Origin of the sequence: Nocardia sp. CS682 (assembly GCF_004634405.1) — a bacterium.
Classification (GTDB): Bacteria; Actinomycetota; Actinomycetes; order Mycobacteriales; family Mycobacteriaceae; genus Nocardia; species Nocardia ninae.
On record NZ_CP029710.1, the window covers coordinates 5,782,817 to 5,803,827 of the forward strand.

Genomic DNA, 21,011 nt, shown 5'->3' on the forward strand with positions numbered 1-21,011 from the left:
ATGATGGTCCTGCACGAGACCGTGAGGTCCGTGCAGGACCAGACCTGCTCGGGACTGGGCCGATGGCACACGAAGCTGTAGGCCCATGCCCAGACCAGCCCGCCGACACCCGGCGCCGACCGCGCACGCGACGAGCTGCTGCGCGCCGACGGCTAGCCTGAGCCGCAGCCTCCGTCCACGAGCACGGCCACCACAGCGCGAGTTCTGCGAGCGCCGTTCGTGGCCCGTCTTGCGTCCGAGCGGCCGAAGCGCATGCGCCGCAGGCCGCGAGTCTCGGACGCAGACACCCGGGGGCCACGAACACGCCGCGCCCGCGCGGCCGATAGATAGGAGACAGACGTGCGCGACATGGTCGAGATCGGCATGGGCCGGACCGCCCGGCGTACCTACGAGCTGGACGATGTCGACATCGTTCCTTCGCGCCGGACCCGCTCGTCGAAGCAGGTGTCGCTGTCGTGGCAGCTCGACGCCTACCGTTTCGAGATCCCGTTCCTGACGCACCCCACCGACGCGCTGGTGTCGCCGGAGTTCGCGATCGAGCTCGGCCGGCTGGGCGGGCTCGGTGTCATCAACGGTGAGGGGCTGTGGGCCAGGCACGCGGATGTCACCGCGAAGATCGATCAGCTGCTCGAGCTCGTCGGTAAGGGCGGCTATGAGCGTGCCGTCTCGCTGTTGCAGGAGCTGCATGCCGCGCCGATGCAGCCGGAGTTGCTCGCCGCCGCGGTCGCGCAGGTGAAGGCGGCCGGTGTGACGGTTGCGGTCCGGGTGAGCCCGCAGAACGCCCGTGCGCTCACACCCGCGCTGGTGCAGGCCGGGGTCGACCTGCTCGTGGTGCACGGCACCATCATCTCCGCCGAGCATGTCGGCGACGGAGAACCGTTGAACCTCAAGACCTTCATCGCCGAGCTGGATGTGCCCGTGGTCGCGGGCGGGGTCAGCGATCATCGGACCGCGCTGCACCTGATGCGCACCGGCGCGGCGGGTGTCATCGTCGGTTACGGCTCGTTCCCCGGCGCGACGACCACCCGCGAGGTGCTCGGTATCGGCGTGCCGATGGCGACCGCGATCGCCGATGCCGCCGCCGCGCGCCGCGATTACCTCGACGAGACCGGCGGGCGCTACGTGCACGTCATCGCCGACGGTGACGTGGAAACCTCGGGGCAGCTCGCCAAGGCGATCGCCTGTGGTGCGGATGCCGCGATGCTGGGGGTGCCGCTGGCGCTGGCCGCCGAGGCGCCCGGACGCGGCTGGTACTGGCCGTCCGCCGCCGCGCACCCCTCGGTGCCGCGCGGTTCGCTGCTCGGCGTGGAGTGGGAGCTAGAGGAGGGCACCGGAGACGCGGTGCGCCCCAGCCTGGAGCAGGTGCTGTTCGGCCCCTCGGACGACCCGTTCGGCTCGCTGAATCTGGTTGGCGGGCTCCGTCGTTCGATGGCGAAGGCGGGCTACTCCGACCTCAAGGAGTTCCAGAAGGTCGGGCTCAGCGTCCGCGCGTGAGCCTTACCGGGCGTGCGAGGGCGTGATCCGCTCGCGCAGGAACTGCCGCATGGCGACGTTCACCGGCTCCGGGTGCGTCATGGTGACCGCGAGCCGGGCGCCCGCGATCTCGACGTAGCTGGCGCCGGTGAGCCCCTCCGTCAGCTGCTTGGCCCGGTCGGGCGGGATGCCGCTGTCGGTGGCGTGGATCACCAAGGCGGGGCAGGTGATTTCGGACAACCGCTCCAGCACCGAGTCCCGGCTGAGCAGGCAGCCCGCCGCGACCTCGATGCCGCGGCAGTCGCGCAGCATCCAGCGGGTGGTCCAGATGGTCCGGTACCACTTGTCGTCGCCGATCAGCCAGGACGCCAGCTGATTTGCCGCCTGCTGGCGTGAGCCGTCGTCGTACCACTGCTCGAGGAACTGCTGGGTGGCGTCGGACTGTTCGGGTGTCGGGCCGTTGGCCTCGGTGCTGATCAGGATCAGCGCCGACACCCGCTCCGGCGCGATGAGCGCGGTGCGCAGCGCGGTGAAGCCGCCCTGTGCGGTGCCGCCGACCACGGCACGTTCGGCGCCGAGGTGGTCGAGCACGGTGAGCGCGTCGCGGGCCGCGGTCCAGTAGGTGAACGGCAGGCCCTCGTCCCTGGTGCGGCCGTGGCCGCGCGCGTCCCACGAGACGATCCGGAATTCCGGTGCCAGCGCGGCCATCTGAGCCGCGAACATCGTCCGGTCCATGAAGAATTCATGTGCTAGCAGCACCACCGGGCCGCTCCCGCCGCTGTCCTCGTAGTGGATGTCGGCGTCGATCGCGCGGGCGAATGGCACGAGCACGAGGATAGCCAGCGGTGCGGGGGCGGGTGGGGCGATTTGCTGGCTCGCCTTTTTGCTTGCTGGAGCTGGGCTCGGCGTCGGTGCTGTGCCGATGGCTCGGGCACAAAGTGTGCTCACTAAACTATGGCCGTGGCAGATACACAGAGACCGGTCCTCGTCGTCGACTTCGGCGCGCAATACGCACAGCTGATCGCTCGGCGGGTCCGCGAATCGAGTGTGTTCTCCGAGGTGATTCCGCACACCACCACCGTCGAGGAGATCGCCGAGAAGCAGCCGCTCGCGGTGATCCTGTCCGGCGGCCCGTCCAGCGTGTATGCCGAGGGCGCACCGCAATTGGACGCGCGGCTGTTCGATCTCGACGTGCCGGTCTTCGGCATCTGCTACGGCTTCCAGGCGATGGCACAGGCGTTGGGCGGCACGGTCGCGCACACCGGCACCCGCGAGTACGGCCGCACCGAGATCAATATCGACGGCGGCGTGCTGCACGGCGGACTGCCCACCCTGCAGCCGGTCTGGATGAGCCACGGCGACGCGGTCACCGACGCGCCCGAGGGCTTCGAGGTCACCGGCACCACCGCGGGCGCACCGGTCGCCGCGTTCGAGCACCGCGCGCGCCGCCTGGCCGGCGTGCAGTACCACCCCGAGGTCCTGCACTCGCCGCACGGGCAGCAGGTGCTCAGCCGCTTCCTGCACGAGATCGCGGGCATCCGCGCCACCTGGACCCCGGCGAATATCGCGGATTCGCTGATCACCGCGGTCCGCGAGCAGATCGGCGACGGGCACGCGATCTGCGGGCTGTCCGGCGGTGTCGACTCCGCGGTGGCCGCCGCGCTGGTGCAGCGGGCCATCGGTGACCGGCTGACCTGTGTGTTCGTCGACCACGGCCTGCTGCGGGCGGGCGAGCGCGAGCAGGTCCAGCAGGACTTCGTCGCCGCGACCGGCGCCAAGCTGGTGACCGTCGACGCGGTCGAGAAGTTTCTGGGTGAGCTGAAGGGCGTCACCGACCCGGAGGAGAAGCGCAAGGTCATCGGGCGCGAGTTCATCCGGTCCTTCGAGGACGCGGTCTCCGAGGTCGTCATCGAACAGGGCGGCGGTGCCGCGCCGAAGGTCGAATTCCTGGTGCAGGGCACGCTGTACCCGGATGTCGTCGAATCCGGTGGCGGCAGCGGCACCGCGAACATCAAGAGCCACCACAATGTCGGCGGCCTGCCGGACGACCTGGAGTTCGAATTGGTCGAGCCGCTGCGCCTGCTGTTCAAGGACGAGGTGCGCGCGGTCGGCCGCGAGCTCGGGCTGCCCGAGGAGATCGTCGGCCGCCAGCCGTTCCCCGGACCCGGTCTCGCCATCCGCATCGTCGGCGAGGTCACCGAGGACCGGCTCGGCACGCTGCGCCAGGCCGACGCCATCGCGCGCGAGGAGCTCACCGCGGCGGGGCTGGACCGGCAGATCTGGCAGTGCCCCGTGGTGCTGCTCGCGGACGTGCGCAGCGTCGGCGTGCAGGGCGACGGCCGCACCTATGGTCACCCGATCGTGCTGCGCCCGGTCTCCAGCGAGGACGCGATGACAGCCGACTGGACCCGGCTTCCCTACGAGGTGCTCGAGCGGATCTCCACCCGGATCACCAACGAGGTGCCGGAGGTCAACCGGGTCGTCCTCGATGTGACCAGCAAGCCGCCGGGCACCATCGAATGGGAGTGAATCCCTACTAGCGCAACAAGAATGGCCCGTCCGATGGACGGGCCATTCTTGTTGCGCCTCGATCAGCCGCGTTTGCGCGGGGAGACCACCAGCACGATGCCGACGATGATGGCGGCGAGCACCACGATCCAGCCGACCGGGACCACACTGGTCGTCGGCCACGACGCGGGACCGACGAAGGCCCAGGCGCTCACGCCGAGGGCGAGCAGGCCGACGATCAGCAGCGAGGCGGAGGGGCCGCGGCGGGATTCGGTGGATTCGTTGGACTTGTCAGCCACGGTGCACCTCCGCGTTTCCGGCTCGGACATTGATATTCAGGTCGAGCACGGGCGCGCCCTCGGTGGCCGGGCCGGTCAGGCCGTTGTCACATTTGACCTCACCCATGGTCTGGGTGCACTGGGTGTCGACCTTCATGTTGTTCGGCAGCCACACCTGGAAGTCGCCCATCCGGACCTCGACATCGACGGTGCGGCTCTCGGTCAGGTTCAGCTGGCGCAGATCCAGCGTGCCCGATCCCATGTTGACGGTGTAGTGCGACTCCAGCTGACTCACCGCCGTCGGTGTCCAGACGTGTTGGCCCATCGCGCCGCGGTCGAAGTCGATCGGGCCGATCGCCGAGGCGAGCAGGACGAATCCGGCCAGCGGAGCGGTCAGCACCAGCAGGCCGTATCCGCGCCGCAGGAACGCGCCGAGGACCAGGCCGAGTCCGATCACCGCCAAGGCGGCCGCCGCGATCCGGCCGGGCGTCATCCACTCGACGCCCGAGGCGGCCAGTGCGCCCGCGCCGGCGGCGGCGAGGATGGCCAGGCCGAGCACCACCGGGGTCAGCCGGGAGCGTGGACGCCGCGGCGGCGGCGCGACGATGGTGCGCACCGGGGTCGGCTCGGGCAGATCCCAGGCGAGCGGGGCGACGCCGAGCGGGTCCCAGGAAGGCGGGGTCGTGCGGCCGAGGGTGGCCGGGGTCGGCGGCTTCAGCGCGGCGGATGTGCCGGAGGGTGAGCTCGGTGCCGCTTTGCTGAGGGACGCAGGATCACCTTGGGCGGAAGCCGTTGGGCCAGTGGCAGTTCGCGGGTCGATGACCTCGGTGGTGTTGCCGCCCTTGTCGAGCTGGACAGTGTCCGATGTCGCGTTGTATCCAACCGGCGCGTCACCCTTTTCGGACTGGACCGCGGAATCGGTTGCCGCAGAGCCTTGATCGCTCGCGTCTCGCTTGCGCAGCAGGTCCGTACCGGCCTCGTGTACCTGGCCGGTGTCGCTCGCTCCGGAATCCCGTTGCGGCAGCACGGTTTCGGTGCCCGACGTTTCCGGGACATAGGTGTCCGGCAGCTTGGTGTACGGCGTGTACACACTGGTCGGCGGTACGTAGACGTCGCCGGTGGGGCGCGGCGCACCCTGCGGGAAGACCGCACCGGGGTAGCCGGTCGCCATGATCCCGCTGTCCGCGAGGTACCCGCTGAACTCACTGGTGGTCCCCGGCGGTGGTTCCGGATTACGCAGGTGCAGCATCCACCAGCCGGCCAGCATCAGCGCCATGCTGATCAGCCCCGACCCGCCGAGGCCGGCCCCGACCGGGCCCATCGTGCTCACCGCGATGGCGAGCGCGACGATCAACACGATCGTCTTGGTCTGCGACTGCGAGCTGCGCCCCTTGCCGACCAGCGACTCCGCCGCCGACGACTCGTCACCGGCGGCGCTGAACAGCAGCCAGGCCAGCAGATAGAGCACGACTCCGGAGCCGCCGAAGATCGCGGACACCACGAAGGCCACCCGCACCAGTACCGGATCGACGTTGTACCGCTGCGCGAACCCGGCCGCCACGCCGGCGATCGGTCCCTGCCGAGGCAACCGCACCGGGCGCGTACGCCAGATCTGCTGGAGCTGATCCCCGAAGCTCGTTTTCGTCATGGTTCCCATAGTGTGCCTGACCAGCACATCCGCACATCGGGGATAACCCTGAAGAATTTACTGATCCTTTTGGACTCGCCCGGTCAGGTCGTCATCCGTGGTCCGGCAGAAGATCAGGGGGATTCCTGATGGCTAGCTGTCGGCGGATCGTGCCACTATCGAATGCATGTACCCGTCTGCGCCCTCGTTCGACACCCGAGGGTTCGATACCGCGCGGGGGTTCGAGGCCGCGCGCGGTTTCGGGCCTGCGCCGGTGTTCGATCCCGGGCCGCCGCCGCACGCCCGGATGGTGCGGCGGTCGGGTGGCCGGATCATCGGCGGCGTGGCGGGCGGCATCGCCGATCACCTCGGCGTCGACGTGTTCAAGGTCCGGATGGCGTTCGTGCTGCTCGCCGCGGCCGGGGCAGGCATCGTCGCGTACGGGTTGCTGTGGATCTTCACGCCGGGCGGCTCGGACGTAGCGAAGGCGCCCGGTTCCGAGCGGCGGCAGGCGATCGGCCTCGCCATCCTCGGCGTGAGCCTCGCCATCGGGGTGTCGTGGATGTTCAGCGGCACCGCGGCGAGCGTGATCGCGCCCATCATCGTGGTCGCCATCGGTGCGGCGCTGGTGTGGCGGGAGTACGACGCCGACGGCCCGAGGTCGCTGCTCGGCCTGCCCGCGCGGCCCTCGGTGGTGACGTGGGCGCGCATCGTGGCGGGCGGCACGTTGATCGTGGCCGGGCTCGGTGTGGTGGTGCTGGCCAGGATCGATCTGAGCTCGCTCGGGTCCGCGTTGATCGCGGTGGCCGTCACGCTGGTCGGCGCCGGGCTGCTGACGGTTCCGCTGTGGTTGCGGATGATGCGGGCGCTGAACGCCGAGCGCTCGGCCCGCATCCGCAACGAAGAGCGCGAGGAGATCGCCTCGCACCTGCACGATTCGGTGCTGCAGACGCTGGCCCTGATCCAGCGCCAAGCCGGTGACCCGCAGGAGGTGGTGCGGCTGGCCCGCAGCCAGGAGCGCGAACTGCGCAAGTGGTTGTTCGAGGATGCCGGCCCGGCGCAGTCGAGCCTGGCCGCCGCGCTGCGCACCATCGCGGGCGAGGTGGAGGATCAGCACGGGGTGAAGGTGACCCCGGTGACCGTCGGCGATGTGTCGATGGACATCGGCGAGACCGGCTCCGGCCTGCCCAAGGAACATTTCACCGCGCTGCTCGGTGCCACCAGGGAGGCACTGGTCAATGCCGCCAAACACGCGGGCGTCCCGGAGATCGACCTGTTCGCCGAGACCGAACCGCACCAGGTGAGCATTTTCGTGCGCGACCGCGGCGCCGGTTTCGACACCACCGCCGTGCCGCAGGATCGGCAGGGTCTGGCCAAATCCATCCGCGGCCGGATCGAACGCCGCGGCGGCCAGGTGGAGATCCTGTCCACTCCCGGCCGCGGCACCGAGGTGCGAATCATCATGCCACGCACGGATTCCGGTGATCCGGAAACGGTAGCCGAAGCGAACTCGGCTGAGAAACCAGACGATTCGGCCGTTCCGCCGTATGTCGCGGCGACCGGACTGCATCCGAGTAACTGATTTCGTGAGGACATGGGTAACTCATCGGGTACGGGCTGACTCGCTCGCCACATCACCGTCGGCCGCCGGCGTTACTCTCGTGGCACCTAGGTCTGGCCTGAATACGCGGGGAGGCGGGGGAGCTTTCGTGAGGACATGGGTAACTCATCGGGTACGGGCTAATCTGGCCACTGCGTCACTGCCAGTCGCCGACGTTACTAGCGCGGCACCTAGGTCTGGCCTGAATACGCGGAGAGGCGGAAAAGTTGGCCGTGCGGGTCTTTCTGGTTGATGATCACGCAGTGTTCCGGTCGGGTGTGCGGGCGGAGTTGAGCCGAGAGACCGACATGGAGGTCGTCGGTGAGGCAGGTGGGGTCGCCGAGGCGATCGCCGGGATCAAGGCGACCAAGCCGGATGTCGTGTTGCTCGATGTGCACATGCCCGACGGTGGTGGCGTCGCGGTGCTCGCGGGCATCGAAGAGGGACCGGTGTGTCTGGCACTCAGCGTCTCCGATGCCGCCGAGGATGTGATCGCGGTGATCCGCGCGGGCGCGAGAGGGTATGTGACCAAGACGATTTCGGGCGCCGAACTGGCCGACGGCATCCGCCGGGTGTCCGGCGGCGACGCGGTGTTCAGCCCGCGGCTGGCCGGGTTCGTGCTCGACTCGTTCACCGGCAAGTCACAGGTGCCCGAGCCACCGCTGGACCCGGAACTCGATTCGCTGACCCCGCGGGAACTGGAGGTGCTGCGGCTGCTCGCCCGCGGCTACACCTACCGTGAGATCGCCGAAAACCTGTTCATCTCGGTGAAAACCGTGGAAACCCACGCGTCCAATGTGCTGCGCAAAACCCAGCAGTCGAACCGGAATGCGTTGACCCGCTGGGCCCATCACCGGCGCATCGACTGACCCGCGCCGGGGTTACATCACCGCGATGATGACGGCGATGATGATGACCAGACCGATCAGCAGTCCGATGGCGATGGCCAGCGGCGCGTTGCTGGCCTGCGGCGCTTTGGTCCGCTGCGGTGCGGGGGCCGCGGCCGCCGCACCCACCGGGGCGCGGTGCGGGCGCGGCAGCGGGGTCGAGTGCGGACTGCGCAGGCCGGACGCCGAATTCCGCGCCGCCCACGCCGGAATGGTGCCGTCCTCGGTGCGCACCGGTGCGCCGATGATGTAGGGCCCGGTACCGGGACCGAAAGCCGCAGTGAGGATTTCATCCCTGGCCTCGGCCATGGTCGGCCGCCGCTGCGGCGCGGGCTCGAGCATGTGCAGCAGTGCGTCGGTGAGCATTCCGCTGCGCGTCGGCGGAATGATCTGCGCCATGGCCGCGCGGTGCACCAGCACATCGCTGTCCTCGTCGAGCCCGAACGGCGGCTGCCCCTCGATCGCGGTGTACAGCGTGGCGCCGAGGGAGAACACGTCGCTGGCCGTGGTCGGCTGCGCGCCGCGGGCCACCTCCGGCGGCAGGTAGGCGGGGGTGCCGACGATGACACCGTCGGGATCGTCGGAGTGCTCGCCCGCGCCGCGCGAGATGCCGAAGTCGCTGAGCTTGGCCATGCCGACGATCGGGCCACGGTCGGCGACGAGGATATTGCCTGGCTTGATGTCGCGGTGCGTGATGCCCGCCGCGTGTGCGGCGGCCAGTGCGTCGGCGACCTGCGCGCCGATCTGCGCCACCTCGATCGGGGGCAGCGTGTCCACCAGCGCGAGCGCCTTGGCCACGTTGCGCGAGGGTAAGTGCTCCATCACCAGCCAGGGCTCGCCCGCCTCGAGTACCACGTCGTACACGGCGATCGCGTGCTCGTGCGAGAGCTTGGCCGCGACCCGGCCCTCGTGCATGATCTGGCTGCGGATCTCGTTGGCCTCGGCTTCCGGCAGCCCGGCCGTCGAGAGGACCTGTTTGATGGCGACGTCCCGGTCGAGCAGCCGGTCGTGCGCGAGCCACACCGCGCCCATGCCACCGCCGCCCAGCTTCGACTGCAGCCGGTAGCGGCCGGCAACCAGATAGTCGGGGCCGACAATGGGACGAGCGCGTTCGGTCACGGTGCGAGGGTAGCGGAAAACAAGGTGCCCTACGGAGTTTGCTGACACGAACCGCGCCCTGGTTTTTGCCGACCCCGAACACCGGTGCCGCACTTGGTAGTCGATCTGTCGGTCTCCCCGCGGGTCGTGGTCGGCGGCCGTCGTCACTGTGACACCCGCTCGCGGGCAGGGTCCTGACGCGCTGCCGCGATAACGACTGTGTACAGACCGAGCTGCGGTTTACAACGGCATCATTTCGAAATCGTGGGCGCAGGGGTGGGCTCTTGACGGAACCCGGGGGTCGGTTTCTACTGAGCAGGTATCGAACGTATATTCGATACAGATCGATAGCTGAATCGGTGCTGACCTTCGTGCCTTGGGGTTCGTTCCGTGGCGTCGCCTCGGGTCCATCGTGGGAAGTAGGTGGTAGAGATGGGTTCGGATGCGAAACCGCAGGAGGGGGCACAACCGCAGGCGGTAGCTCGGGAGAGCCCGCCCACGGTGGCTGAGCTGCGCAGAAGAATGGCGGCGATACCCGGCCGCGGCGAAGCGGCGTCCGAGCGTATTCCGCTGGACGCCGAACTGCGCCGGGAGTCGCTCGCGGTGCCGCCCGCGCTCGCCGCGCTGTTGCCCGGCGGTGGCCTGGCCAAGGGGTCGGTCGTGTCCTACACGGGCGCCCGGTCGCTGCTGGCCGGCCTGCTCGCCGCGGTGACCGAGGACGGTGGGCACGCCGCGGTGGTCGGGGTGCCCCGGCTCGGCCTGCTCGCGGCGGTGGAGATGGGCGCCCAGTTGGAGCGCCTGGCCGTGATCCCCGATCCAGGCCCGGACCCGGTGGAGGTGGCGGCCGTCCTGCTCGACGGCCTCGACCTGGTGGTGCTCGGCCTCGGCGGCACGGCCGTCGCCCCGGCACGCACCCGGGTGATCGCCGCCCGCGCCCGCAGCAAGGGCGCCACCCTGGTGGTCACCGACGGCCGCTGGCCCGGTGCCGCCCTGCACCTCGACGCGCGCATCGCCGGTTACTCGGGCCTCGGGCACGGCCGCGGCCGCCTGCACTCCCTCGGTCTCGAGGTCGAGGTGCGCGGCAAGGCGGGCCCGCCCCGGCGCGGCCGCCTCGACCTCCGCTCGAACTCCGGCCGGGTCGAATGGGCGGCGCACGAAACACCTACGCGCACCGCCGCACCGGTCGACGTCAGGGAAGCGGCGTCGTGAGGGTTGAGGTGTCCGTGTGGTGGGGCTCGGTTCCGCCGCTGCCCGCGCTTGTCTCGAGCGGCGCGGCGCCGAGATCGACGGCCCTGTCGAGCGATGCGGCCGCAGGCGGCGGAGCCGATATGTGCGGTGCGGCACCGTGATCCTGCCCAGCCGAGCGAAGGGTGCGGCGCGGGTACTGGCGCTGTGGTGTCCGGATTGGCCCGCGGTCGCCGCCGCCGCGGTGGCCGGGTTGCCCGCGACCCAGCCGGTGGCCGTGCTCTTCGCCAATCGGGTGATCGCGTGCTCGGCGATCGCGCGCGCCGACGGGGTGCGGCGCGGGCTGAAGCGGCGAGAGGCGCAGGGGAAGTGCCCCGATCTGTTTCTCGCGCAGGCGGATCCGGACCGGGACGCGCGGTTGTTCGAGCCGGTGGTGGCGGCCGTGGATGCGACGGTGCCCGGGGTGGAGGTGCTGCGGCCGGGGCTGCTGGTGCTCGGCGCGCGGGGGGCCGCCCGGTTCTTCGGTTCCGAGGAGGCGGCGGCCGAGCGGCTCGTCGACGCGGCGGCCGCCACCGGGGTGGAGGCGCAGATCGGCATCGCCGACGAGTTGTCCACGGCGGTGATCGCCGCCCGGCGCGGCGCCATCGTGCCCGCCGGGGCGGGTGCGCGGTTTCTCGCGCCGATGCCGGTGCGCGAGCTCGCGGTCGAGCCGAGCCTGGCCGCGCCGGAGCGCGAAGATCTGGTGGATCTGTTGCACCGCTTGGGTTTACGCCGCATCGGTGATTTCGCCGCGCTGTCGACCGCCGAGGTCGCCTCGCGGTTCGGCGCCGACGCCGTGCTGGCGCACCGGTGTGCGCAGGCCCAGCCGGAGCGCCCACCCTCCGCGCGGCAGCCACCCAAGGATCTGACGGTGCAGTACCCCTGCGACCCGCCGATCGAACGGGTCGATGCCGCCGCCTTCGCGGGCCGCATGCTCGCCGCCCAACTGCACGCCGAACTGTCGAACGCGGGCCTGGCCTGCACCCGATTATCGATATTCGCGGAAACCGATGCGGGGGAGGAGCTCTCGCGGATCTGGCGGTGTGCCGAACCGCTGACACCGGACGGTACCGCCGATCGGGTGCGCTGGCAGCTGGACGGCTGGCTCACCCGGCGCGACCGGCCCACCGCGCCGATCACCCTGCTGCGCCTGGAACCGGTCGAGGTGGTGGCGGCGGGTGCGTTGCAGCTCGGGCTGTGGGGTGGTGTCGGCGAGGAAGAAGAGCGGGCCCGCCGCGCGCTGGTCCGGGTGCAGGGTCTGCTCGGTGGCGAAGCGGTGCGGGTCGGCGTGCTCAGCGGCGGCCGCGGGCCCGTCGAGCGCATCACACTGGTCGCGCTCGGTGACGAACCCGTGCCCGCCGCCGACCCGGCTCAGCCGTGGCCGGGCCGGTTACCCGAGCCCGCCCCCGCGCTGCTTCTGCTCAATCGGCCGCAGGTCCGTCTGGAAGCGGTGGACGGCACGCCGATCCAGGTCACCGACCGCGCCCTGTTCAGCGCCGACCCGGCCCGCCTGCACTGGGGCAGCAGGCAGTGGCGGCTGACCGGCTGGGCGGGGCCGTGGCCGGTGGACGAGCGCTGGTGGGTGCCGGATCCGGTCGAGAACACGGACGCCCCAACCACTTTCACCGCACGCGCGCAGGTCCAGCTGGACGGTGCGGCGCCCGACGTTCGGGTGCTACTGCTCGTTTACCACGACGAGATCTGGCGCGCCGAAGGTCTTTACGACTGAGCAGGCCGTGACCACACCGTCGCCATGGTGAAGGGCTGCCCGCGCAGGTCCCGCCACTTCGGCTTGGCCGCGAGCCAGGTGTCGTCGATCAGCGTCTCGGTGAGCTCGGCGAGCACCCAGCCCGCGTCCAGCGCCGCCGTCACATGCTCGCTGAGCAGGTGCAGGTTCGTGCTGATCGCCACCGGCTCGCCACCCTGGGGCGTGTAGTGCGTCGGCATCCCGGTCGTCATCATGAATTGCGGATGGAAGCTGACCAGGACGCACAGCGCGCCGGGCGCGGCCAGCCGCCACGCCTCGGCGTAGAACGGTGCCAACTCGGGCAGGTGCTCATCGATCAGTGAGGCGATCACCAGGTCGTAGCTGCCGTCGGTCAGCCCGGTGGCGCGCACGTCCGCCTGGGTGAGCGTGGTGTGCGCCCCGCGCGCCGCGGCCCGCTCCAGCATCCCCGCGCTCACATCGACACCGTCGATATGGGTAACCCCTTGCGTGCGCAGCCAGGCGCCGGTCCGCCCCGTCCCGCACCCCAGGTCGGCGGCGCGGCGCACCCGCGACCACTCCGGACGCCGCAGCCGGGACAGCAGCGCGAGATCCATCTCGTCCATGACGGTCTGCTCGTAGGTCGGCGCCCATCCGTCGTATCCGGTGGCCACATCGACGGTGCGGTAGTTTCGGCGGTCGTAATCCGCGAATGACGGCATGCGCGGAGTATTTCGCGGCCCACCGGGATTCGCCAGACAATTTCGGCTGTCCTGCTCGACGAGACCATCGCGATCGCGCCGGAGTCGTGCGTTCGACACGCGGGCGGCGAAGGGCGTGCGACCTACGATGTGGTGCCCGGCTCACGTGATCCGTGCGACAAGTCGCAGGTCGGAAGATGACAACCCCAGTACTCTCGAAGATCGTGGATCTCGCGGTAACCAGACTTGCCTTCGGTGACGTGCGGATCGCCTACCGGGATTCCGGGGCGACCGCAGGTGCCGACGTGCCCGTGGTCCTGGTGCACGGCATGGGCGGGGACGGGCACACCTGGGACCGGTTCGCCCGCGCGCTGGTGCAGGCGGGCCGCCGGGTCATCATTCCCGACCTGCGTGGCCACGGCCGCAGCTCACACACCGACTCGTACCGGTTCGACGAATTCGGCGCCGACGTGCTGAAACTGTGCGACCGGCTGGAACTGTCCACGGTCGATCTGGTCGGCCACTCGCTGGGCGGCTACGCCGTCTCCTGCGTCGCGCAGGAGCGCCCGGAGTTGGTGCGCCGCCTGGTCATCGAGGAGTGCCCGCTGCCGTTGCAGTCCGGCGCCGAAGAACTACGGCTGGCCCGCCGTTTCCCGACCGTGCCCGAGCTGTGGCACGCCACGAGCAGCCTGGCCAGGCATCCGCGCGCGGTGCTGGCCTTCGACCGGTCCATGACCAGGACCGCGCTGGAACAGTTCCGCAAGCCGAACCCGGAGTGGTGGGATCGACTCTCCGACATCACCGCGCGGACGCTGGTGCTGCGCGGCGGCCCCGGCGGCATGGTCGATCCGGCGAAGCTGGCGCTCATGGGCGCCGCCATCGCCGACTGCACGGTCACCGCCTTCGCCTGCGGTCACAGCATCCATCGCGACCGCTACCGCGACTTCGCGGCCGCCGTTCATCCTTTTCTCGCAGCGTGAACACCGGCTTCGAGGGGATGCTCTGCTCCGCCGCCGCGGCGCGGACTCCGCTGTCCGGCAGCGCCACCGAGGTGACCGGCTGGTTGTGCATCGAACACCCCGGTGCCTGGGGTCGCGATGTGATCGGTGACGAGGTGCTCGGCCCGGAGATCACGCCCGAGTTGGCGGCGCGGACCGCCGCCGCGCACGTGCGCCCGACCTTGATCCGCCGACCCGGTCGCAATGAATTCACCGGCACCCGAACGGTTTTGATCGCCAGTTCGCGTCCGACGGGGTCCTGGTGCGAGCGTTTCGAGATCACCGATCTGAAGCAACTGCTCGATGTCGACCTGACTCTGCTGGCCGGCCCGCCGCCGGGAATCGGTGTGCCCGTTGCCGATCCGCTGGTGCTGGTGTGCGCGCACGGCAAACGTGACCAGTGCTGCGCGCTGCTCGGCCGCCCGATCGCCGCGGAACTCGCGACGAAATATCCTGGGCAGGTGTGGGAGTGCTCGCACACCGGCGGTCACCGCTTCGCGCCCGCCTTGGTGCTGCTGCCGTCCGGACTCACCTACGGGCGGCTCGACGCCGCCTCCGCCGAGGAGATGGTCGAAGCCGCTCGGCGCGGCGCGGTCTCGAACACCGGCCTGCGCGGCCGCAGCTGCTACTCGCCGGTCGAACAGGTCGCGGAAGTCGCGGTGCGCGAACAGATTTCCGCCGCCGTCGACGATCTCACGGTCGCCCTCGACAACGACACCGCCCCGGCGGGCGCCGCGCTGGTCACCCACCGCGACGGCCGCCGCTGGCGGGTTACCGTGCGCACCATTGCTTTTCCGGCCCGCCAACCCAGCTGCAACGCGGCCCCCAAGGCAGTTACCGCCCTCGCGGTGGACACGATCCAGACCTTGCCCGTCGGCTGACCGCGACGCCACGCAGCGTTGCCCGGCCGATGCCGCGGGACTACCAGTGGGTGCCGGGGACCCAGCGGGCGGCGCGGCGCAGGGCGGTGCCGGTGACCCGGCGGGCCGCCGAGCGCGGGCGCGGGGCAGGTTGGGGGACAGCGGGTTCCGCAGCTTCTTCGGTGTCTTCCACCTGCTCGCCCTTGGCGGCGGGGGAGTCCGGCAGGGCGCGGTAGTAGCGGTGCAGGATGCGGTCGCGGAACTTGGGGGTGAGCAGGGCGCCGTATTCGGCGAAGGTGCCCAGCGGCACGTCGATGCGCTTGGGGCGCTCGGTCAGCGCGCGCACGATGGTCGCGGCCGCCCACTCGGGAGATTCGGACGGACCCTGGTCGCCGCTCGGGGTGATCATCGGGGTGCGCACCAGCGGCATGTGGATGGTGGTGAAGGTGACGCCGTCGGCCATGGTCTCGACCGAGGCCACCTCGGCGAACTTGTCCAGCGCCGCCTTGCTGGCCAGGTAGGCCGCGAAGCGCGGCGTCGCCACCTGCACGCCCGCGCTGCTGATGTTGACGATGTGGCCGAACTTGCGCTCGCGCATCTGCGGCAGCAGGGCCAGCGTCATCCGCAGCGCGCCGAAGTAGTTGACCGCCATGGTGCGCTCGAAGTCGTGCAGCCGGTCGGTGGAGCGGTGGATGGCGCGGCGGATGGACCGGCCCGCGTTGTTCACCAGCATGTCGACGTGGCCGTGCTCGTCGAGAATGGTCTTCACGACGTGGTCCACCGAGTCGGAATCGGTGACGTCGCACTGGTATCCGTAGGCGCTGCCGCCCGCGGCCTTGATCTCGTCGACCACCGAGGCGAGTTCGTCGGCGCGGCGGGCGAGCAGGAACACGGTGGCGCCCTTGCCCGCGACGGCGATCGCCGCTGCCTTGCCGATCCCGGAGGAGGCGCCGGTGATGAGGACATGCCGACCCGTGATGTCGCGGCTGCGACGGCCGCGCCGGGTCTCGGGCAGGCCGGCGTCAGCGGATGCTTGACTCATCGCTGCTCCTTTGCAGTTCGGTTGGCATGAACTTACTCCGAAGTAAGTTTACCCGCCAAGTGGCACTGCTCACTTTTCGGGGCTGGGGTCGAGGTGGTGAACACGGGTCGAACAACCTCTCGAAATCGATCGAACATATGTGCGATACTCGGCGCATGGCGGACGATCGGATGGCGGACATCTTTGCCGCGGTGCGGCTCGGTGGTGGGGACCAAGCTGCGGCGCGACAGGCGCTGGAGAAGTTGTGGGACGAGATCGGTGAGGGCGGTGATCCCTTGCACCGCTGCGTGATCGCGCATCACCTAGCCGATCTGCAGGACACCGCCGCCGACGCGCTCCGCTGGGACCGGCGGGCGCTCGCCGCGGTGTTCGGCCCCGGCATTCCGCTGGACGAAGGGCTCCGCAGTTTCCTGCCGTCGCTGTACCTCAACCTGGCCGACAGCCACCGGCGAGTCGGCGACTTCGAAGCCGCCCGCATGCAGCTGGCCATCGCCCGCGGGCACCTCGATGTCCTCGCCCACGACGCCTACGGCGCCCTGATCCGCGCCGGCCTCGACGATGTCGAAGCGGCGCTCGCCGAGGGTTCGACGGCGCCCCTGCCGACCAGCTGACGTATGAGGAGGTGAGCCGCGGTGGGGTGGAGTAACGGTCCCCCTACCTGGTCCGAGCTGGAGCGGGTGCTGTCGGGGCGGCCCGGCCGGACGAACCCGGACGCGATGTACCCCGGCGACGGCGGCGACAGCCCGGCCTGGTCCCGCAAGCGCGGGGAGTACCTGGCCGATCCTGCGCTGCCCACCGCCGGGCCGACGGTGCCGTACGCGGAGCTGCACACGCACTCGGCCTACAGCTTCCTCGACGGCGCGAGCCAGCCGGAGGAGCTGGTGGAGGAGGCCGTGCGGCTCGGCCTGGAGGCGATCGCACTCACCGATCACGACGGCTTCTACGGCACCGTGCGGTTCGCGGAGGCGGCCAGGGAATGCGGGATGCCGACGGTCTTCGGGGCCGAGCTGTCGCTGGGCACGCAGGCGGATTCGACCGCGCGCCGCAGGCCTGCCACCATCCCGGATTCCATGCCGCGCACCGGATCTCCCGATCCTGCCGGACCGCACCTCCTGGTGCTGGCTCGCGGCCAAGAGGGTTATCGCCGGCTGTCGCGGGAGATCGCGGCCGCCCACATGGCGGCAGGAGAGAAGGGCATCCTCCGCTACGACTTCGACGCGCTCTCCGCGGCCGCCGAGGGACACTGGCAGATCCTGACCGGTTGCCGGAAAGGCCATCTGCGTCAAGCGCTCGAACACGACTTACGTTCGGGCAGTACGCGTCTCGTGCGCGCCGAGGCGGCGCTGCGCGACCTGACGGAGCGGTTCGGTGCCGACCGGGTGAGCGTGGAACTCACCCACCACGGCATCCCGGAGGACGACGAGCGCAACGCCCACCTCATCGCCCTGGCCGACCGCCTCGGGCTGCCCGTATTAGCCACTACCGGAGCGCATTTCGCCGCACCGGGTCAGCGCCGCCGGGCCATGGCGCTCGCGGCGATCCGGGCCAGGCAGAGCTTGGACGAGATCGCCGGCTGGCTGGCTCCCACTGGCGGCGCGCACCTGCGCTCCGGCGCGGAGATGGCGCGGCTGTTCGCCGACTGCCCGCAGGCGGTGCGCAACGCGGTCGCGCTGGCCCGCGAATGCGCCTTCGACCTGAAGCTGATCGCGCCGAAGCTGCCGCCGTTCGACGTGCCCGCGGGCCACGACGAGAAGTCCTGGCTACGGGCGCTCACCCTGGCGGGCGCCGCGGCGCGCTACGGCCCGCCGGAGCGAAACCCGCAGGCGTACCGGCAGATCGAGCACGAGCTCGCGGTGATCGACGAGTTGGAGTTCCCGGGCTACTTCCTGGTGGTGCACGACATCGTCACCTTCTGCAAGAACAACGACATCCTGTGCCAGGGTCGTGGCTCGGCGGCCAACTCGGCCGTCTGCTACGCGATCGGCATCACCAATGTCGACCCGGTCAGCAACAACCTGCTGTTCGAACGCTTCCTCTCGCCGGAGCGCGACGGACCGCCCGATATCGATGTCGACATCGAATCCGACCGCCGCGAGGAGGCCATCCAGCACGTCTACACCAAGTACGGCCGCGAGTACGCCGCGCAGGTGGCCAATGTGATCACCTATCGCGGCAAGTCCGCGGTCCGCGATGCCGCACGCGCACTGGGCTTTTCGCCGGGACAGCAGGACGCGTGGAGCAAGCAGGTGAGCCGGTGGACCGGCGTCGGCAGCGAGACCGGTACCGATATTCCGGCCGAGGTGCTCGGGCTGGCCGCCGAAATAGAAGGACTACCAAGGCATCTCGGTATCCATTCCGGTGGCATGGTGATCTGTGACCGTCCCATCGCCGACGTCTGTCCGGTGGAGTGGGCGCGGATGCCCGGCCGCAGCGTGTTGCAGTGGGACAAGGATGATTGCGCCGCCATCGATCTGGTGAAGTTCGACCTGCTCGGTCTCGGCATGCTCTCCGCGCTGCACTACATGATCGACCTGGTGCGCGAGCACACCGGCGAGATCGTCGAGCTGCACAAGCTCGATCTGAAGGAAGCCGCCGTCTACGAGATGCTCTCGCGCGCCGACTCGGTGGGTGTGTTCCAGGTGGAGTCGCGGGCCCAGATGGCGACGCTGCCTCGGCTGAAGCCGCGCGAGTTCTACGACCTGGTGGTGGAGGTGGCGCTGATCCGGCCCGGCCCCATCCAGGGTGGTTCGGTGCACCCTTATATCCGGCGCCGCAACGGCGCCGAGCCGGTGACCTACGACCATCCGGCACTGGAGAATTCGCTGGCCCGCACGCTCGGTGTGCCGCTGTTCCAGGAACAGCTCATGCAGATGGCCGTCGACGTCGCGGGCTTCACCGCCGCCGAGGCCGACCAGCTGCGCCGCGCGATGGGCTCCAAACGCTCACCGGAGCGCATGGAAGGTCTCAAGGAACGCCTCTACCGTGGCATGCGCGAGCTGCACGGGATCACCGGCGAAGTCGCCGACCGTATCTACGAGAAGCTGTACGCCTTCGCGAATTTCGGTTTCCCGGAGAGTCATTCGCAGAGCTTCGCCTCGATCGTGTTCTATTCGTCGTGGTTCAAGCTGCACCACCCCGCGGCCTTCTGCGCCGGTCTGCTGCGGGCGCAGCCGATGGGCTTCTACTCCCCGCAATCCCTGGTCGCCGACGCGCGCAGGCACGGCGTCGTGGTGCACGGCCCCGACATCAATGCCAGCCGCGCCGAACCGACGCTGGAGCAGGAGGGCACCCAGGTGCGCCTCGGCCTGGCTGCGGTCCGGCACATCGGTGACGACCTCGCCGAAAAGATCGTCGCCGCACGGGATCAGGGACCGTACACCTCCTTCCTCGACCTGACCGGCCGCGTGGAACTCACTGTCGTGCAAGCGGAATCGCTCGCCACCGCGGGCGCCCTCGGCGGTCTCGGCAGCACCCGGCGCGAAGCCCTCTGGGCGGCGGGCGCCGCCGCGGGGGAACGCGCGGATCGACTGCCCGGTACCGGCGCCGCCACCACCGCCCCCGTGCTGCCCGGCATGAGCGACCTCGAACTGGCCGCCGCCGACGTCTGGGCCACCGGCGTCTCCCCGGGCAGCTATCCCACCGAATTCCTGCGCCCGCAACTCGACGCGCTCGGCGTGATTCCCGCCGCCGGGCTGCTCGCCGTGCGGGACGGGTCGCGCGTGCTGGTGGGCGGCGCGGTGACGCACCGGCAACGTCCCGCCACCGCCGCCGGTGTCACCTTCCTCAACCTGGAGGACGAGACCGGCATGGTGAACGTCGTCTGCTCGGTCGGGCTGTGGGCCCGCTATCGCCGCCTGGCGCAGAGCGCGCCCGCCCTGCTCATCCGCGGTCGCGTGCAGAACGCCGAGGGGGCGGTCAGCATCGTCGCCGAACACCTGCGGCGGTTGGACCTGCGCGTCGACTCCAAGTCGCGCGACTTCCGCTGAGCCCATGAAAAACTCGTCTTTCTCCCCGGATATCACCGCCATAGGATGAGGCGTTCTGCCCAGCGCGGCCCCGTCGAGAATCGGGAGACACCATGCCAGCGCATTCGGATGCCGGCTCGCCGCGCGCCACCGCACCGGCCGTGCGTCCTCGCTACCTGGCGATGATCGTCACGGGGTTGCTGGCGTTGCCGACCGTATTGCTCAGTGTCGCAATCATTCTGGTGCTCGGCGCGTGGGTGGGGATCTGGTTCGTGGTGACGGCTGTCGTGGTGTGGGTGCTATTCGGTGTCATGCTCTTCGATGCGGCGTGGTTCACGCCCAATCGCGCGAAATTCGCGAAGGCATCCGGGTTTCGGCGGCCGATCCCACCGGAGGACGAACTCCTTGCCGCGGCATGGAAGCAGGTCACCAGCGCGCCCGGCGTGGACGGGTGGCCGTACTCACTGTGGGTGGAGCAATCCGATGATCCGAATGCCTTTGCCGTGCCCAGTCGCATTGTCGCGGTGACGAGTTCGGTGCTCGCCGAGCTCGATTCGCGGCAGCTCGAAGCGATGCTCGCGCACGAACTCGGGCACCACCTGAACGTCGATCCCCGGTTGCGACTGGTCGACACGTGGCTTGCCATGCCGGGTCGCGTGCTGTGGGCGGTGTGCAGGCGTCTCGGGCGGATCGCGGGGATCCTCGGCCCGCTCGCACCGTTCGCCCGATTGATCGCGGCGGTGGGTCTGCTGCCGGTCGTGGTGATCGTGCTGACGCCGGTCGTGGGAGTCGGTGCCGCGCTGCTGTTCGTTGTCTTGCTGGTCGTGGAACCGCTGACCAGGAGCGCGCAGTGCCACCGCGACGAATACGCCGCCGACCGTGCGGCCGTGGACCTCGGCTACGGCCGCGAACTGGCGGCCGGTCTGCGCGGCTGGGCGGCCGAGACGACTCCGCCCCTCGACGCGCTGCGCGATCGGTTCTACAGCACCCACCCGCCGCTGGTGCCGCGGATACGGAAGATCACCGCCCGGCTCGGCGAATGACC

Annotated in this window: 17 protein-coding genes; 11 read left to right on the plus strand and 6 right to left on the minus strand. The window is 70.1% G+C overall.

Annotation, left to right across the window (positions count from 1 at the left end; translation table 11 throughout):
* The first annotated feature begins 339 nt into the window (after nucleotides 1-339).
* The gene (locus tag DMB37_RS25930) at nucleotides 340-1,494 is read left to right on the plus strand and encodes a GuaB3 family IMP dehydrogenase-related protein (protein WP_135234892.1); all 1,155 of its coding nucleotides are present in this window, start codon (nucleotides 340-342) and stop codon (nucleotides 1,492-1,494) included.
* Nucleotides 1,495-1,497: 3 nt separating this feature from the next.
* Here DMB37_RS25930 and DMB37_RS25935 read toward each other — a convergent pair whose 3' ends face one another.
* Complete coding sequence (locus tag DMB37_RS25935) at nucleotides 1,498-2,298, minus strand: alpha/beta fold hydrolase (protein ID WP_107660035.1); 801 nt, start codon at nucleotides 2,296-2,298, stop codon at nucleotides 1,498-1,500.
* A gap of 129 nt (nucleotides 2,299-2,427) precedes the next feature.
* On the opposite strand from DMB37_RS25935, the gene guaA reads away from it, so the two are divergent.
* The gene (gene guaA, locus DMB37_RS25940; protein WP_135234893.1) at nucleotides 2,428-4,002 is read left to right on the plus strand and encodes a glutamine-hydrolyzing GMP synthase; all 1,575 of its coding nucleotides are present in this window, start codon (nucleotides 2,428-2,430) and stop codon (nucleotides 4,000-4,002) included.
* Nucleotides 4,003-4,064: 62 nt separating this feature from the next.
* On the opposite strand, the gene DMB37_RS25945 is transcribed toward guaA, so the two are convergent.
* Together DMB37_RS25945 and DMB37_RS25950 are read right to left on the minus strand one after the other, a co-directional pair.
* Nucleotides 4,065-4,280: a hypothetical protein gene (locus DMB37_RS25945; protein WP_135234894.1), complete on the minus strand. Its 216-nt coding sequence runs from the start codon at nucleotides 4,278-4,280 to the stop codon at nucleotides 4,065-4,067.
* Entirely contained in the window at nucleotides 4,273-5,916 is a 1,644-nt protein-coding gene (locus DMB37_RS25950; RefSeq protein ID WP_135234895.1) for a PspC domain-containing protein, read from the minus strand. Before DMB37_RS25950 ends, DMB37_RS25945 begins: the two co-directional genes overlap by 8 nt.
* Nucleotides 5,917-6,073: 157 nt before the next feature.
* Between DMB37_RS25950 and DMB37_RS25955 the strand changes: the two genes are divergently transcribed.
* Together DMB37_RS25955 and DMB37_RS25960 are read left to right on the plus strand one after the other, a co-directional pair.
* A complete protein-coding gene (locus tag DMB37_RS25955) occupies nucleotides 6,074-7,468 on the plus strand; it encodes a PspC domain-containing protein (RefSeq protein ID WP_370465207.1) in 1,395 nt (464 codons plus the stop codon).
* Between the two features lie 251 nt (nucleotides 7,469-7,719).
* Nucleotides 7,720-8,355, plus strand: a complete 636-nt coding sequence (locus DMB37_RS25960) for a response regulator transcription factor (protein WP_107660037.1) — start codon at nucleotides 7,720-7,722, stop codon at nucleotides 8,353-8,355.
* A gap of 12 nt (nucleotides 8,356-8,367) precedes the next feature.
* Here DMB37_RS25960 and DMB37_RS25965 read toward each other — a convergent pair whose 3' ends face one another.
* Nucleotides 8,368-9,492, minus strand: coding sequence for a serine/threonine-protein kinase (locus tag DMB37_RS25965; RefSeq protein ID WP_135234896.1), 1,125 nt, complete (start codon nucleotides 9,490-9,492; stop codon nucleotides 8,368-8,370).
* A 411-nt stretch (nucleotides 9,493-9,903) separates the two neighbouring features.
* Between DMB37_RS25965 and DMB37_RS25970 the strand changes: the two genes are divergently transcribed.
* Together DMB37_RS25970 and DMB37_RS25975 are read left to right on the plus strand one after the other, a co-directional pair.
* Nucleotides 9,904-10,680 carry a hypothetical protein gene (locus DMB37_RS25970; protein ID WP_135234897.1) on the plus strand — a complete coding sequence of 259 codons (777 nt, stop codon included), beginning with the start codon at nucleotides 9,904-9,906 and terminating at the stop codon, nucleotides 10,678-10,680.
* A 136-nt stretch (nucleotides 10,681-10,816) separates the two neighbouring features.
* Nucleotides 10,817-12,424, plus strand: coding sequence for a DNA polymerase Y family protein (locus DMB37_RS25975; protein ID WP_370465208.1), 1,608 nt, complete (start codon nucleotides 10,817-10,819; stop codon nucleotides 12,422-12,424).
* Here the strand turns inward: DMB37_RS25975 and DMB37_RS25980 are convergent.
* Entirely contained in the window at nucleotides 12,415-13,122 is a 708-nt protein-coding gene (locus tag DMB37_RS25980; protein ID WP_135234898.1) for a class I SAM-dependent methyltransferase, read from the minus strand. The two genes, DMB37_RS25975 and DMB37_RS25980, sit on opposite strands and share 10 nt — an antisense overlap.
* A gap of 203 nt (nucleotides 13,123-13,325) precedes the next feature.
* On the opposite strand from DMB37_RS25980, the gene DMB37_RS25985 reads away from it, so the two are divergent.
* Nucleotides 13,326-14,081: an alpha/beta fold hydrolase gene (locus DMB37_RS25985; protein WP_370465422.1), complete on the plus strand. Its 756-nt coding sequence runs from the start codon at nucleotides 13,326-13,328 to the stop codon at nucleotides 14,079-14,081.
* A 17-nt stretch (nucleotides 14,082-14,098) separates the two neighbouring features.
* Nucleotides 14,099-14,980: a sucrase ferredoxin gene (locus tag DMB37_RS25990; RefSeq protein ID WP_135237832.1), complete on the plus strand. Its 882-nt coding sequence runs from the start codon at nucleotides 14,099-14,101 to the stop codon at nucleotides 14,978-14,980.
* A gap of 40 nt (nucleotides 14,981-15,020) precedes the next feature.
* Here the strand turns inward: DMB37_RS25990 and DMB37_RS25995 are convergent, their stop codons facing one another.
* On the minus strand, nucleotides 15,021-16,001 hold the full coding sequence (locus DMB37_RS25995; protein ID WP_135234900.1) for an SDR family NAD(P)-dependent oxidoreductase: 981 nt from the start codon (nucleotides 15,999-16,001) through the stop codon (nucleotides 15,021-15,023).
* Between the two features lie 155 nt (nucleotides 16,002-16,156).
* Between DMB37_RS25995 and DMB37_RS26000 the strand changes: the two genes are divergently transcribed.
* From DMB37_RS26000 to DMB37_RS26010, 3 genes are all read left to right on the plus strand, one after another.
* Nucleotides 16,157-16,612, plus strand: a complete 456-nt coding sequence (locus tag DMB37_RS26000) for a hypothetical protein (protein ID WP_135234901.1) — start codon at nucleotides 16,157-16,159, stop codon at nucleotides 16,610-16,612.
* 21 nt (nucleotides 16,613-16,633) lie between these two features.
* Entirely contained in the window at nucleotides 16,634-19,987 is a 3,354-nt protein-coding gene (locus tag DMB37_RS26005) for an error-prone DNA polymerase (protein ID WP_135234902.1), read from the plus strand.
* Nucleotides 19,988-20,079: 92 nt separating this feature from the next.
* Nucleotides 20,080-21,009, plus strand: a complete 930-nt coding sequence (locus DMB37_RS26010) for a M48 family metalloprotease (RefSeq protein ID WP_135234903.1) — start codon at nucleotides 20,080-20,082, stop codon at nucleotides 21,007-21,009.
* Nucleotides 21,010-21,011: the final 2 nt, after the last annotated feature.